At 66.8% G+C, this 13,984-nt stretch carries 15 protein-coding genes and 1 other RNA gene; 10 read left to right on the top strand and 6 right to left on the bottom strand.

Translation table 11 applies throughout. From position 1 onward, the window contains the following. The first annotated feature begins 14 nt into the window (after positions 1-14). The 6 genes from ftsE (at position 15) to ssrA (ending at position 5,817) form a co-directional block, all read left to right on the top strand. Positions 15-704: a cell division ATP-binding protein FtsE gene (gene ftsE, locus AU196_RS21405; RefSeq protein WP_059097168.1), complete on the top strand. Its 690-nt coding sequence runs from the start codon at positions 15-17 to the stop codon at positions 702-704. Beyond that, positions 705-1,598, top strand: a complete 894-nt coding sequence (gene ftsX / locus AU196_RS21400) for a permease-like cell division protein FtsX (protein WP_059097076.1) — start codon at positions 705-707, stop codon at positions 1,596-1,598. Between the two features lie 3 nt (positions 1,599-1,601). Next, positions 1,602-2,108, top strand: a complete 507-nt coding sequence (gene smpB, locus AU196_RS21395; protein WP_059097075.1) for an SsrA-binding protein SmpB — start codon at positions 1,602-1,604, stop codon at positions 2,106-2,108. After that, a complete protein-coding gene (locus AU196_RS21390) occupies positions 2,105-2,950 on the top strand; it encodes a DMT family transporter (RefSeq protein WP_082695824.1) in 846 nt (281 codons plus the stop codon). The genes smpB and AU196_RS21390 overlap by 4 nt, the downstream gene beginning before the upstream one ends. 121 nt (positions 2,951-3,071) lie before the next feature. Next, a complete protein-coding gene (locus AU196_RS21385; protein WP_197415862.1) occupies positions 3,072-5,366 on the top strand; it encodes a putative bifunctional diguanylate cyclase/phosphodiesterase in 2,295 nt (764 codons plus the stop codon). Between the two features lie 83 nt (positions 5,367-5,449). Continuing rightward, positions 5,450-5,817: a transfer-messenger RNA gene (gene ssrA / locus AU196_RS25330) on the top strand. A gap of 327 nt (positions 5,818-6,144) precedes the next feature. On the opposite strand, the gene AU196_RS25680 is transcribed toward ssrA, so the two are convergent. Beyond that, positions 6,145-6,891: a hypothetical protein gene (locus tag AU196_RS25680; protein ID WP_157546576.1), complete on the bottom strand. Its 747-nt coding sequence runs from the start codon at positions 6,889-6,891 to the stop codon at positions 6,145-6,147. A gap of 429 nt (positions 6,892-7,320) precedes the next feature. Here AU196_RS25680 and AU196_RS25325 point away from each other — a divergent pair, with 429 nt between their 5' ends. From AU196_RS25325 to AU196_RS25675, 3 genes are all read left to right on the top strand, one after another. Further along, positions 7,321-7,686: an LppP/LprE family lipoprotein gene (locus tag AU196_RS25325; RefSeq protein WP_197415861.1), complete on the top strand. Its 366-nt coding sequence runs from the start codon at positions 7,321-7,323 to the stop codon at positions 7,684-7,686. A gap of 14 nt (positions 7,687-7,700) precedes the next feature. Then, positions 7,701-8,054, top strand: a complete 354-nt coding sequence (locus AU196_RS21375; protein ID WP_059097071.1) for a hypothetical protein — start codon at positions 7,701-7,703, stop codon at positions 8,052-8,054. 71 nt (positions 8,055-8,125) lie between these two features. After that, a complete protein-coding gene (locus AU196_RS25675; RefSeq protein ID WP_157546574.1) occupies positions 8,126-8,569 on the top strand; it encodes a hypothetical protein in 444 nt (147 codons plus the stop codon). A 119-nt stretch (positions 8,570-8,688) separates the two neighbouring features. Here the strand turns inward: AU196_RS25675 and AU196_RS21365 are convergent, their stop codons facing one another. The 5 genes from AU196_RS21365 to AU196_RS21345 form a co-directional block, all read right to left on the bottom strand. After that, positions 8,689-9,255 (bottom strand): dihydrofolate reductase family protein, encoded by a 567-nt coding sequence (locus AU196_RS21365; protein WP_059097167.1) that lies wholly within the window; start codon positions 9,253-9,255, stop codon positions 8,689-8,691. A gap of 84 nt (positions 9,256-9,339) precedes the next feature. After that, complete coding sequence (locus AU196_RS21360; protein WP_059097069.1) at positions 9,340-9,921, bottom strand: hypothetical protein; 582 nt, start codon at positions 9,919-9,921, stop codon at positions 9,340-9,342. 113 nt (positions 9,922-10,034) lie between these two features. Next, positions 10,035-10,790 carry an acyl-[acyl-carrier-protein] thioesterase gene (locus AU196_RS21355; protein ID WP_059097068.1) on the bottom strand — a complete coding sequence of 252 codons (756 nt, stop codon included), beginning with the start codon at positions 10,788-10,790 and terminating at the stop codon, positions 10,035-10,037. 4 nt (positions 10,791-10,794) lie between these two features. Further along, positions 10,795-11,838 (bottom strand): zinc-binding dehydrogenase, encoded by a 1,044-nt coding sequence (locus tag AU196_RS21350; protein WP_059097067.1) that lies wholly within the window; start codon positions 11,836-11,838, stop codon positions 10,795-10,797. A gap of 25 nt (positions 11,839-11,863) precedes the next feature. Next, the gene (locus AU196_RS21345) at positions 11,864-12,367 is read right to left on the bottom strand and encodes a hypothetical protein (RefSeq protein ID WP_231737671.1); all 504 of its coding nucleotides are present in this window, start codon (positions 12,365-12,367) and stop codon (positions 11,864-11,866) included. Between the two features lie 90 nt (positions 12,368-12,457). Between AU196_RS21345 and lnt the strand changes: the two genes are divergently transcribed. Continuing rightward, positions 12,458-13,948: an apolipoprotein N-acyltransferase gene (gene lnt / locus AU196_RS21340; protein WP_059097166.1), complete on the top strand. Its 1,491-nt coding sequence runs from the start codon at positions 12,458-12,460 to the stop codon at positions 13,946-13,948. Positions 13,949-13,984 lie beyond the last annotated feature (36 nt).

The raw sequence follows: 13,984 nt of genomic DNA, 5'->3' as shown, positions 1-13,984 counted from the left end.
ACTGGCGAGCCGTGATGATCACCCTCGACCACGTGACCAAGCAGTACAAGTCCTCGGCGCGGCCCGCGCTGGACAACGTGTCGCTGCAGATCGACAAGGGTGAATTCGTGTTCCTCATCGGGCCGTCCGGATCGGGCAAGTCGACGTTCATGCGCCTGCTGCTCGCCGAGGACACGCCGACCTCCGGCGACATCCGGGTGTCGAAGTTCCACGTCAACAAGCTCCCCGGCCGGCACATCCCCGGCCTGCGGCAGGTGATGGGCTGCGTGTTCCAGGACTTCCGGCTGCTGCAGCAGAAGACGGTCTTCGAGAACGTCGCGTTCGCGCTCGAGGTCATCGGGAAGCGGTCGGAGGTGATCAACCGGGTGGTGCCCGAAGTGCTCGAGATGGTCGGGTTGTCCGGCAAGGCCAGCCGTCTGCCCGCCGAACTGTCCGGCGGCGAGCAGCAGCGCGTGGCGATCGCCCGGGCGTTCGTGAACCGGCCGCTGGTGTTGCTGGCCGACGAGCCGACCGGGAACCTCGACCCGGAGACGAGTAAGGACATCATGGATCTGCTGGAGCGGATCAACCGCACGGGAACGACCGTGCTGATGGCCACCCACGACCATCACATCGTCGACTCGATGCGCCAACGCGTTCTCGAACTCGAGTTGGGCCGCCTGGTCCGCGACGAGCAGCGCGGTGTCTACGGAATGGATCGCTAAGTGCGCTTTGGGTTTCTGATCAATGAGGTCCTGACCGGGCTTCGTCGCAACGTCACGATGACGGTGGCGATGATCCTGACGACCGCGATCTCCATCGGCCTGCTCGGCGGTGGTCTGCTGATCGTGCGGTTGGCCGACAACTCCAAGGACATCTACCTGGACCGGGTGGAGAGTCAGGTGTTCCTGACCCCGGAGGTCTCGGCGAGCGATCCGACGTGTGATGCCGACCCGTGTCAGGGTCTGCGCACGCAGCTGGAGGAGAGAAACGACGTCCAGTCCGTCGTGTTCCTCAACCGCGACGACGCCTACGACGACGCCATCCGAAAGTTCCCGCAGTACAAGGACGTCGCGGGCAAGGACGCGTTCCCGGCGTCGTTCGTGGTGAAGCTGGTCGATCCCGAGCAACACCAGGAGTTCGACAAGGCGATGGTCGGACAACCCGGGGTCCAAGGGGTGCAGAACCAGAAGGACCTGGTCGACCGGTTGTTCGCGGTGCTCGACGGGTTGAGCAATGCGGCGTTCGCCGTGGCTCTGGTTCAGGCCATCGGCGCGGTGCTGCTGATCGCCAACATGGTGCAGGTCGCGGCGTACACCCGGCGCACGGAGGTCGGCATCATGCGGTTGGTGGGCGCCAGCCGCTGGTACACCCAGTTGCCGTTCCTGTTGGAGGCGATGCTCGCCGCCCTGATCGGCGTCGTCATCGCGATCGTCGGACTGGTGGTGGTGCGGGCGGCCTTTCTGGACAACGCGCTCAACCAGTTCTATCAAGCCAACCTGATCGCCCGGATCGACTTCGCGGACATCCTCTACATCTCACCGATCCTGTTGATCGTGGGCGTGGCCATGGCCGGTGTCACCGCATACGTCACACTGCGCCTGTACGTGCGAAGGTAGGGCGTGGCAGCCAAGAAGGCCGGCAAGGCCGGGGCGACCAAGGACCGCAACAACCAGGTCGTCGCCAGTAACCGCAGGGCGCGGCACAACTACGCGATCCTCGACACCTACGAGGCGGGCATCGCCCTGATGGGCACCGAGGTGAAGAGTCTGCGCGACGGGCAGGCGTCGCTGGCCGACGCGTTCGCCACCGTCGACGACGGCGAGATCTGGCTGCGCAATTTGCACATCCCGGAGTATCACCACGGCACCTGGACCAACCACGCACCGCGGCGCAACCGCAAGCTGCTGCTGCACCGCAAGCAGATCGATCAGCTGGTGGGCAAGATCCGCGACGGCAACCTGACCCTCGTACCGCTGTCGCTGTACTTCTCCGGCGGCAAGGTCAAGGTCGAGCTGGCGCTCGCGCGCGGTAAGCAGGCCCACGACAAACGCCAGGACCTGGCCCGTCGCGACGCCGAGCGTGAGGTCGTCCGCGAGCTGGGGCGCCGGGCCAAGGGCATGTCCTGATAGGGATCCTGTTCGCGCTGGCGTCGGCGGCCGGCTACGGGGTCAGTGACTTCGTCGGGGGGATCGCCGCGCGACGGGTCGCCGCACTGCGCGTGGTGCTGATTTCCTACCCGGTCGCAATGGTGTTGCTCACCGTGTTGGCCGTGGCCGTCGGCGGGTCGATCTCGCCCGATGCGGTCGTCTGGGGTGCGCTCAGCGGGCTGTCGCAGGGACTCGGCGTGTGGTGGTTCTACGCCGCACTGGGCGCGGGCCCGATCTCCGTGGTGTCGCCGCTGACCGCCGTGCTCGTGGCCGCTCTGCCGATCGGTGTCGGACTGACGCTGGGGGAGCGCCCGGGGATCATCGCGACGGTCGGCATCGTGGTCGCGCTGGTCGCCGTCGTCCTGGTCAGCCGCGAAGCGACCGACGAGGACGTCCGCGTGCACCGGTTCACGAAGACCGTCGCCTGGTTGACGGTCGGGGCGGGGCTGGCGTTCGGTTTGAACTTCGTGCTGATCGACCGCGCGCCACCGGAGGCCGGGCTCTGGCCGCTGGTGTTCGCGCGGGTGGCGGCGACCGTTCTGGTGGTGGCGATCGCCGCTGTCACCAGACAGATGAAGGCGCCCACCGGGGTGCCGCTCAAGCTGGCGGTGCTGGCCGGCGTGCTCGACACCGGGGCGAACGTGGCCATGCTGCTCGCGCTGCAGGCGTCGCTGTTGTCGTTGTCCGGCGTGTTGATGTCGCTCTACCCGGCGGCGACGGTTCTCCTGGCGATCGTCGTCCTGCGGGAGCGGGTGACGCGCTGGCAGGCGCTCGGTATGGCCCTGGCTCTCGGCGCCGTCGCGATGATCGCGGCCGGGTAGACCGTCGTTCCATGCTTTGCCCGGATCGAAAGTACCTGTGACGGCCTCGTCCGTTCGCGTGCGGTCCGAACGCGTTGCCGTGGCATCATAGGTCTGATTGCCAGCAAACTGCGGGGGGTCTGTGTCCGTCAAGAGTGCGCAGTGGCGCCTCGTGATCTTTGCCGTCGTGGCGGTGCTGGCGTGGGTGAACGCGCTTGCGCTGTTAGGCGACGAGGTCGCCCGCTGGGCGGCCGCCGCGATGCAGGCCACGGTCGGCATCGCGGCGCTGATCGCCGCAGTGCTGGTCGCGCGGCGAACCGCGGGGGTCGCGCGGTGGTGGCGCTTGCTGGTGATGGCCGCGATGGGCAGCTGGCTGGTCGCCGAGGTGGCGTGGTTCCTCGGTGGTGGCGGAACTGGTGGTGAGCATGCCCCGCCGGTAGCTGTCGTCGCCTACTTCCTGCCGCCGGTGCTGTCACTGGCCGCGATGATCGTGCTGGCCCGCGGCGGGGGAGGACTGCGGGGTCGGCACAGCGGGTTGCGGCATTCACGGGTCGTGGCGATGCTCGACGGTCTCGTGGCGGCGTCGGCCTTCGCGATCCTGGCGTTCATCGCGGGCCTGGGCGCGATGACCGGTGCGGCGCTACCCCGGTCCCAGAACGTGACGGTGGTGGTCGCCTATTCGCTGCTGGAGCTTGCGGTCGTGGTGGTTGCGGCGCTGATGGCGATGGCCTACCGGCGCGACCGGCCTGACCGCGTGAACTATCTGCTCCTCGCCGGCGGGGTGCTGACCATTGCCGCGTCGGACCGGCTGGTCGCCTATCTACGGACGGTCGGGGTGGAATCAGGTGACCTCTGGGGCGGCGTCGGTTTCACCCTCGGCCCGCTCATCATCTTCTTCGCCGTCATCGAAGTGCGACCGACGCCGTTGACCGGCCGCGGTGAGGAGGCGATGGACTGGCTGCAGGCCTTCCTGCCCTACATCGGGTTCCTGTGCATCATCGGCTTGCTGTCCTACCACCTGCTGATCGGGAAGGAGATGCCCACCGCGGTGATCGCCGTGGCGGTGACGATGATCGCTCTGGTCACCGCCCGGCAGGTGGTCGCGATGCGGGCGCAGCGACTGTTGACCCGTCAGCTCTACGAGGCGCAACGCCGGCTGGCGCACCAGGTGCACCACGACCCGCTCACCGGACTGCCCAACCGGGTGCTGTTCGCCAAACGGCTCGACGAGGCGATGCACGACGGCAAATTCGTGCTGATCTTCGTCGACATCGACGACTTCAAAGAGGTCAACGACCAATTCGGTCACGCCGCAGGTGACGATCTGCTCTGCGCGGTGGGCGAGCGGCTTCGCCAGTGCGTCGGACCGTCGGACACGCTCGCGCGCATCGGCGGAGACGAGTTCGCGATCCTGGTCGAAGGGGAGCATGAGGCGCCCGAAGTCGTCGCGGACAAACTCCGGGTGGCGCTGCGGGATCCGTTCGCCGTGCACGGCTCGTCGGTGCGGGTGCGGGCGAGCATGGGACTGGTCCGGCCCTCGGCCGACGAACCGAATCCGACGTCGGACGATCTGCTGCGCCAGGCCGACATCTCGATGTACGCCGGGAAGCGGCTGGGCAAGGACACCGCGGTGGTCTACCGGCCGTCGTCGGGGGTGTCGGTCGACTTCCCGAGTGCGCTGCGGCATGCGGACGGCGGGGTACCGAAGGGGTTCAGCCTGGCCTACCAGCCGGTGGTCACGCTGCCGCACGCCACTCCGGTCGCCGTCGAGGCCCTGGCGCGGTGGACCGCGCCGAACGGGATGCAGATCTCGCCGGAGACCTTCGTCGCGGTGGCCGAAGGCGCCGGCCTGGGCGGAGCGCTCGACGCCATGGTGCTGGACCTGGCCTGCCGCGAGGTGGAGGCGGCCGGGCTCGACATCGCCCTTCACGTCAACATCGGCGCAGCACGGTTGGGCAACCGCGATTTCGAGCAGCGGGTGGTGCGGTCACTCGAGCGGTACGGGATCGAGCCGGAGCGACTCGTGCTCGAGATCACCGAAACCGTTCCGATCGTCGACCTGTCGAAGGGGGCGGCTGCCATCAGGCGGATGCGCTCGGTCGGCGTCCAGGTCGCCCTGGATGACTTCGGTGCCGGTTTCAACTCGCTCAACTATCTGCACGCGTTGCCGATCGACGTGGTCAAACTCGACCGCAGCCTCGTCGTCGGCGGAGAACCCGAGCGCGACGTGGCGCTCTACCGCTCGGTGATCGGACTGTGCGATGCGCTGGGTCTCGACGTGATCGCCGAGGGGATCGAGTACCCCGAGCAGGCCGACACGGTGTTCGCCGCGGGATGCCGGATGGCCCAGGGGCATCTGTTCGGGCGGGCGGTGCCGATGAGCGGTCTGAGTGACGTGCTGTCCGCGACACGTCAGGAGGCGATTCTGCGGGGGTGACGCGCCGCGGAACAAAGGGGTGGAGGGCGACGTTGTCGCTCGCGTACCATGGATTTTCCTGCCGAAGGTCGGCGGGGATGCGAGGGGCTGAACGGTTTCGACTTCGCGCATCGAATCAAGGGAAGCGTGCCGGTGCAGGCAAGAGACCACCGTAAGCGTCGTTGCAACCAATTAAGCGCCGATACCAATCAGCGCGACTACGCTCTCGCTGCCTAAGCGAAGCTAGTCCGTCAGACCGGGAGCGCCCTCGGCCCGGACCCTGGCGTCAGCTAGAGGGACCCACCTTCAGGTCCGGTCGCGGGACCTGAAGGGACATCAAACAGCGACTGGGATCGTCATCCTGACTTGTTCGCGTGATCAGGAGATCCGAGTAGAGACATAGCGAACTGCGCACGGAGAAGCCTCGAGGACATGCCGTAGGACCCGGGTTCGATTCCCGGCAGCTCCACAAGACAACCGGCCAGGGTCACAAGCCCTGGCCGGTTTTCTTTTGCGTCAAGATTCCCCGTCAGGATCTTCGGTGTTGTCTCCCGTCGTATGGTGGGCTGCGAGTCGGTCAGCGAAGGACCGGAACTGTCTACGCGTCAGTTCTCTTCGTCGATCAGGGCAAGCAGACAGCCGCACCTCGGTGACCACACCGAGGCGCTGCAGTTCCAGGATGTATGTAATCGGCTGGGGCCGGCGGAAGCCCTCCAGCTTGGCCGTCTCGAGGGTTACAACCTATGCCGCTGGACAGCGCCTGCAGTCGACTGTTCAGTCGCCGCAGCTTCTCGATTTCCTAGCGGTAGCTCCCAGGCGATCGACCTAGTCGCCAGGTATTCGGCTTGTAGGAACGCATTCTTTCTCGCGCAGCGTCATCAGAGGCTTTCTCGGCGGCGCTCTTCGACGATTTTCGCTCGGGCGTACGCAGCTTCTGGAGTGTCTTGGGGTCGGGTTCGAAGCCGAGAAGCGGCTTCGAGCTCTTGGCCTTTTTCTCGGCCTCAAGTTGTGCCCTACTCACCGATGGGATTCCGAGCTGCCTCGCAAAAGGCGACACTAGTTGCCTTGGCGGCTGCCTTTTCTTGTCTTCTCGGGTGGGCTTGTTTCTCGAACTTTTCGCGGGCGCCGACTTCTTCTGACCTGGGCGCTGAATTACATGGGAGTTGGGATCGTGCCCGCCCCGATTCAGGTCTTGCATCTTCTTTTGCAGGACCGAGAGGTGTATCCGCTGGTTGTTCGAATGCTCCTCAAGCTTGTTGTACTTTGCGCGCAACTCTTCGAGCTCCGAGTAGGCGGTCCGGGCTCGCTCGGACCACCACACTGCGTGGTATTGGGGTAAGCGCGCTTGGCAGGCCCTACACACCGCTTTGGGGCGTGGTACCTCGCCGAGCGTGATGGGATCGCAGTACCCGTGACCGCACAGCGCCTCGTCGGCTCGGTCATTGAGGTAGTCCCAGTGATGAGCCGCGGCTGATGCCTTCTCGCGCACGTAGAAGTAAGGCGGCTCCTGCATTGAAACCACCGACGGGATATCTTCGTCGCTCACTTTATGCAACCCAGGGATTTGGCGTTGAACGCACTGTCTTATGGCCGCTGATGATAGGACTCGTACTCCATGATCGCTGCGAGATCAGCACCATCTGACGCCTTAGTAGCGAGTTCAACGTCGGAGGTTGGTGGCCAGCACTCAGACCGCCGCAGTGCTACCAGTACACGCTGTACGCGCCGAGCGTTTATGTGGCGGTTTTGCTGGCAATAGGCCTAGGGACGCCTTGCGGCGCTGCTAACTAGCAGCCCGCCCGAGCTGCAGCGGCGGACATGGGGGTTTAGGGGCATGAGTCGAGTCAGCACATTGCTAGTTGCCGCTGGCGTCGCGGCGTCACTCGCGGCGGGAGGTGTGCCTCGGGCTGAGGCCGCCCCAGCATCAGGATGCGGCCCGGACCGGGCAACGGCCGTGCGATCTGCGCTTTCTCAAATGCCACCTCCCCAGATCGCCTCAAAGACCGATGCTCGTTGGAGTCCCTACGTTTTCGAACCCGCCAGCAACTACGACCCATGCGCTGATCTGTCCACCGTCCTCATCACCATTGAAGGAGCGACAGGAAGCTCGCCAATGCAGGCGCTCATGTTCAATCGCGGGACCTTTCTCGGTACCGGCACATCCCGGGATTACGCCTTTATAAGTCTGAACCGTGCGGCCTCGACGGACGACACCGTGGTGTTGAACTATCGGGTCGGCAAGTCCTGCACGGCATGTGATGACGGCACCACCTTCAGCGTTCGATACCACTGGGACGGGTCTCGGGTGCAGATGCTCGATCCGCCACCACCCATCTCGTAGAGAGCGCAAAACCGATGATAAAGATCATCGCCATCATTGCGGCGCTCGCAGGTCAAGTTCTCCTTGCCAGCCCGGCCCATGCCGACTACTACTCCTATATGGATGCGCTTGAGAACTCTGGGTTACTGGTGTACGAGCGTCCGCCGAGGTGCATCGACAGGACGCAGATGGACCCGTTATGCCCGGTGCGCGACAAGTTCTACAGCGAGGATGAGGCAGCGGACATCGCGATATGGATCTGCGGCCACGTCTATAGGGGTGCTCTCCGACGGAACACCATCGAAAGCATCTCCTTCGGAGAAGGTCCGAAATACACCGTTGCCGCCGCCGAAGCGATCTACGACATCGCAACCACGTATTACTGCTAGCGGCGGCAGAATCCAACCGTCATTAGAAGAGAGGCATTATGGCGCACCGAATACCCGTACTCGTGGGGGCGGTGGCACTTGCCGTCGCCAGCGGAACCGTCGCATTGCCCAGTGCCAATGCAGGGACCTACGTCCAAACCCAATCCGGCAAGATGCGCTGTACTGTCACTGCGAACGGCGAGGGTACTGGGAATGACAGCCCTACAGTAATCTGCGAGGCGTCGGGCCGGCCGCCGTCTCTGGGCGGCGACAATATCGGTTTCCTGCAGGCGCCCATGACCGACTACGGCACTCACTATCACGCGGCGATTGTCGATTCCGCCGGAAATTTTCACTTCGGAGACGGTGGCAATATCGGTGGGGCGGGCACGGGACAAGACCTGGTGATGACTTACGGTCAGACCTACCGTCTGCACGGTTGGACTATTGAGTCGAGCACCGACGGTACACGGTTCACAAACGACCGGACGGGTCACGGAATGTTCGTAAGCATCCAGGACACGTACGGATTCTGAGGACACTCACGGCCAGCGGTTCGTCGAACAGGACAACGGCGTACTGGGGGCCGGGGACGCAGCAGTGCGGCCAGCACCCAACGGTTCACACGACGTGGCCATTATTCGTGCCCGTCCGATCAGTCGCGTTTCGCCTCGTAGCGCAGCAGCACCGTGCCACCCGGGAAGGTGCGGTTCTCCACCAGTCGCAGCGAGATCCACGACGGCAGCGTCGGGAAGAACGGGGTGCCGCCGCCGACAAGGGTGGGCGCGACCACCATCCGGTATTCGTCCACCAGTCCGGCCTGCACGATCGGCGCGGCCAGCGTCGCGCCGGCCACCTCGATCTGGCCGTCGGTTTCGGCTTTCAGCTTTCCCACCACCTCGACCGGGTCGCCGCGTTCCAGACGGGAGTTCCAGTCGACGGACTCCAGCGTGTGCGAGAACACGACTTTGGGCATGTCGCGCCAGACGCGGGCGTAGTCGATGATCAACGGAGTGGCATCCGGGGCCTCGTCGGCGGTCGGCCAGTACGCGGACATCAGTTCGTAGAGCCGCCGCCCGTACAACGACAGGGCGGTCTCCCGTTCGAAGTCGTTCCAGTACTGGTGCAGTTCATCGCTCGGATCGGACCAGTCGATGCTGCCTCGTGCGTCGGCGATGTATCCGTCCACCGACACGTTGAAGCCATAGATGAGTTTGCCCACGAAGAGCAGACTGCAGGAGAGGGCGGAATTCATCGCGGCTATCCGGAGATCAGGCTCCCGGCGCCGCGTCCGCGCAAGACACCCCTACGCCACGCGAATCCTCGGAAACAATTGACGCGCCTCGGATGTCGCGATCCACGACTTGCCTTCGCATGTCGCCAAGCCGAGCTTCTTCAGCTCCTGCAGTCGCTCGCCCGCCGCCTCGGGAATGATCTGCAACCGGTCGGCGATGACATCGCGCTTCATCGGGTCACGGTGCTGGATGAGGATGTTCAGCGCGTTGTACAGCGGGCGCTCGATGACCGGCTTCGCGTGGTCTTTCATTCCCGACGCCCAGGTAGTCGCCTTGGGGGTGACTTTGCGAGGGCTGCGACTGCGCCGGTCGCGACGAGGCGAGGCCGCCTTCGGCGGGGCATCCGGGTCCGGTACGTGCTCCCCGCAGCGCAGGCACACGTCGTTGACGTCCGTCGTGGGATGGATGCAGTCAGCCTCTTCCAGCCTGGCGCCCCGCTTGCCCAGTGGATTCGGACGCGCGCGGCGCCGGCGGCGCGGCTTCGGTTGCTCGGGCTCCGTGTTCGGGTGGGTTTTGAGCGCGGCGACGAACTCGGCCAGCTCCTGGGGCGACAGTTCCACAACCTGTCCGTCGGCCAGCGTGATCTTCGCCATCGTGCACTCCTTTCGCCTCTGCGACCTACCGTGGCCGGTAACCCCACCTGCGGTAGTTCTACTGCAGGTTGGCGGGGAAGTCCGTCTTTCCCAGCGTTCAGGTCGCGCAGGCGTCAGCCGAGTCTGCGCAGCAGCGCTGCGGCGCGGACCTCGTCGCCGACGGTGATGGCGATGTGCACCTCGCCGTCGCGGCGCACCCACCTCAGCGTGACGTCTTCGCCGTATCGGATCGGCCGCCGGTACTCGACGACAGCGCGATAGGGGGCCCGGCACACCTCGGGCGCCTCGGCCATGACCTCGTGGATCGCATGCCAATACGCGGTGTTGGTGACGTGTTCGAACACGTCGATGTCGGTCCGGCGCAGCGCGAAGGGTGCGGCGACGTCGGTGTCCGCCGGGTTGGTCAGCCACGGTCGCCACTTGAGGCGGTGCTCCTCGGTGGTGCTCGCGAACTTCTCGATCAGGCTGTCGGAGACCCGTTGTGGTGTCAGGGTCCGTTCGTTGATCGCGATCCAGAAACCCTCGGTCTCGATCCGGCCGCCCTCGCTGCCGACCAGGTCGACACGCATGGTGCACCACCGGGTCGACAGCGCCGAGCACCACCGGCTGAACGACACCTCGTTGGGCCATTCGACCGGTTCGATCACGTCGATCACCGTGCGTTGGACCAGCCAGTGCGGATGCGCTTCGGCCTCGCCTGCATCGAGGAGGTTCTCGGCGCCGACTTCCTGGATATAGCGGGCCACTCCGTCGAGGCGCAGTTGCAGCTGCTCGCCGATGTCGCCGGTCGGGACGGGCCACGAGGTCTCGTAGATGTAGCCCGCCGACGGCTTGGGGCTCAGGCGACCGGTCACGGCATCGTTGGGCATCTGGTTACTCCCGTCGCGGATCGATGAGGGTGACGCCGACGGGTGCGGCGGTGCCGACCAGCGGCAGAAGGTGCGCACCTTCGGCCAGTCCGACGACGCGCTCGACCATCGCCTGCGGGCGCAACCTGCCCGCCTCGATCAGCTGCAACATGGCGGGGTAGTCCACCGCGGCCATACCGTGGCTGCCCAGCACGTCGAGCTCCCACGCGATCACCCGGTCCATCGGGACCGCCGGGTGTCCTGTCACGTTCGGCAGGAGACCGATCTGCACATGGCGTCCGCGCCGTCGGAGGCTGTGGATTGCGTCGGCCAACGCCGTGGGGGATCCCACCGCGTCGACGGAGACGTGACTGCCCCCGCCCGTGAGGTCGTGCACGCGTGCCGCCGTATCGGATCCGTCGGCGAGCAGTGTGTGTTCCGCGCCCAGGGTGCGCGCCATCTCGAGTGCGCCCGGCTCCCGATCCACCGCGATCACCCGCGCGCCGAACGCGGCGGCGATGTGCACCGCACTGAGCCCGACACCGCCGACCCCGATGACCGTCACCCACTCGCCGGCCCGTACCCGCGCCCGGGCGCTCAGCGCGCGGTAGGCGGTGGCGAACCGGCAGCCCAGCCCCGCGGCTGCGGCGTCGTCGACCGACTCCGGGACGGCGACGAGGTTGGTGTCCGCCGCATGCAGCGCGACGTACTCGGCGAACGACCCCCAGTGTGTGAAGCCCGGTTGTGTCTGGTCCGGGCACACCTGTGCCTGGCCGTCGCGGCACCACGGGCACCGACCGCATCCGCAGACGAACGGTGTGGTGACGCGCTCGCCGACCGTCCATGTCTCGACGCCGTCGGCCACCGCCACGATCACGCCCACCAGCTCGTGACCCGGAACATGAGGCAGCGCAATCCCGTCGTCGTGACCCGCCCACCCGTGCCAGTCGCTGCGGCACAGGCCGGTCGCGTGCACCTCGACGACCACTCCGCCCGGCGGCGGGACCGGATCCGCGACGGCACGCACCGCCACGGCGCCGCCGAACTGTTCGAAGACGACAGCGCGCATCACGCCCGCAACAGGGCATCGGAACTCACCTCGACACGGTCCCACACCGCCTCGGCGCCACGGCGCGGACGGCCCACACCGCCGCGATGGCCGAAAGCACGTGCCACGCGCCGTGGAACTGCCAGAGGCTGTCGGGCCGGCACAGCGGCGATCCCGAGCGTCCCGCGGCGTACGCCGCGAGTCCCAGCGCCAAGATTCCCGCCGCCGGCGCCCATACCAACCGCAATCGCCGACGGCTGCGGGCGAGGATGACGACATACACCAGCCCGACGGCGATGATCGGCAGGTCGTGCACCGGTTTCGACCACGACGGCTGCGGACCGTGGAATGCGACGCTGCCGATCCCGACCGCGACGAGCGCCACTCCGGCGAGCCACGCCAGGGGCGCCCTCCACCGGGCGGCCGAGCACAGGACGACCAGTCCGGCGGCGACAAAAGCCAGGCTGGTGACGGCGAGGACCGGCTGTGCCAGCGCGCCGTCGACAATGCGCTCGCAGTCAGACTGACCGAAGCGTGGGGGAGCGGTCATGAGCCGCATGGTCGATCACCGTAGCGTGCCGGTATCGCAGGAAGGCCGGCGTGATCGGCAACGGCGGGTGACCCTTGGACGGTGGGCGGTGTGAGGACGTGGCCGGGCCTCGCGGGGGCATTCGTCGCCGGCGGACTGCCCGCACTGGCGTTTCCCGCACCGTCGTGGTGGTGGCTGGCGTGGGTCGGCGTCGTCCCGCTGCTTCTCGTGGTGCGGGCGGCGGCGACGGTCCGGGCAGCGGCACTCCGGGCGTGGTGCGGGATGGCCGCGTACGTCCTGGCCACCCAGTACTGGCTGCTGCCCAGCGCCGGGCCGCTGTTGCTCGTGCTGGCCCTCGGGCTCGGCGCGTTGTGGGTGCCGTGGGGGGCGGCCACGTATCTGCTGTTCGGTGAGCAGGTCACGGCGGGACGGACATACGCGGCGCTGGTGGTGCTGCCCAGCGCCTGGATCGTGGCCGAGATGGTGCGGTCGCTGCCCGGTCTGGGTGGTCCGTGGGCCCCGCTGGGCGCCTCGCAGTGGAATCAGCCGGCCACGCTCGCGTCGGCGTCGCTCGGCGGCGTAGGGCTCACCGGTTTTCTCATCGTGGCGGCGAACACCGCGATCGTCGGGACGATCCTTCATCGGCGGTCCGCCGTCCGCATCGTCGCGGCAGCGGTGGCGGTGGTGTGCGTGGCGCTCGGCCCGGCCTGGTTCCGGCTGGGTCCGGCACCGGCGGTCGGGCCGACCGTCCGGGTGGCGCTCGTGCAACCGGGCGACATCGAGGACTCCGCGGCCCGCCAGGCCGCCGGCGAAGCCCTGACCGGACAACTGCGCGGCCGGGAGCTCGACCTGATCGTCTGGGGTGAGAGCAGCGTCGGGGTCGATCTCGCCGGCCGACCGGAGGACATGGGACGCCTGGCCGATCTGTCCCGGCGGGTTGGCGCGGACCTGCTCGTCAACGTCGACGCCCGCGATCGCTCGGGCGCAATCCGCAAGTCGTCGATGCTGATCGGACCGGACGGGCCGCGCGGCTCCTACTCGAAGATGCGTCTCGTACCGTTCGGTGAGTACGTGCCGCTGCGGCCGCTGTTCGGGTGGGCGACACGGCACACCAAGGCCGCGGCGGAGGACCGGCAGCGCGGCAGTGAACCGGTCGTGTTGCACACCGGCCGTGGCCTCGCCGTCGGGCCGCTGATCAGTTTCGAGGCGACGTTCTCCGATCTTCCCCGCCACCTGGTCGAGCGCGGCGCGCAGCTGCTGGTGTATCAGAGTTCCACCTCGACATACCAAGGGAGTTGGGCGCAGCCGCAGTTGGCCAGCAAAGTCGCGGTCCACGCCGTGGAGGTGGGTCACCCGGCGGTGCACGCCGGATTGTCCGGTGTCAGCTCCGCTTTCGACGCGCGGGGTCGTCGACTCGCCTGGTATCCCGACACCATGACCGGCGTGATCGTGGTGGACGTTCCGCTCGCCGCGCAGCCCACAGCATTCCAGCGGTTCGGCAATTGGGTACTGCCGACGGCGGTTTCACTCCTGGCCGGCGCTGCCCTCGTCGCCCTCATGCGGTACCGGTCGGCTCGTCACACAACACGCCGGGCCGGGTGATCGGCGGAATCGCCAGTCGGGGGCATGATGGTTCGC

Source organism: Mycobacterium sp. IS-1742, assembly GCF_001500125.1.
GTDB lineage: Bacteria > Actinomycetota > Actinomycetes > Mycobacteriales > Mycobacteriaceae > Mycobacterium.
The sequence above is the reverse complement of the archived record's forward strand: the minus strand, read 5'-3'. Positions and strand labels throughout refer to the sequence as shown.

Bases quoted from the DNA above. Each gene is read 5' to 3' on its own strand.
- ftsE (WP_059097168.1), top strand. From the start codon at position 15: ATGATCACCCTCGACCACGTGACCAAGCAGTACAAGTCCTCGGCGCGG.
- AU196_RS25325 (WP_197415861.1), top strand. From the start codon at position 7,321: ATGCCACCTCCCCAGATCGCCTCAAAGACCGATGCTCGTTGGAGTCCC.
- AU196_RS21375 (WP_059097071.1), top strand. From the start codon at position 7,701: ATGATAAAGATCATCGCCATCATTGCGGCGCTCGCAGGTCAAGTTCTC.
- AU196_RS21360 (WP_059097069.1), bottom strand. From the start codon at position 9,921: ATGGCGAAGATCACGCTGGCCGACGGACAGGTTGTGGAACTGTCGCCC.
- AU196_RS21355 (WP_059097068.1), bottom strand. From the start codon at position 10,790: ATGCCCAACGATGCCGTGACCGGTCGCCTGAGCCCCAAGCCGTCGGCG.
- AU196_RS21350 (WP_059097067.1), bottom strand. From the start codon at position 11,838: ATGCGCGCTGTCGTCTTCGAACAGTTCGGCGGCGCCGTGGCGGTGCGT.
- AU196_RS21345 (WP_231737671.1), bottom strand. From the start codon at position 12,367: ATGACCGCTCCCCCACGCTTCGGTCAGTCTGACTGCGAGCGCATTGTC.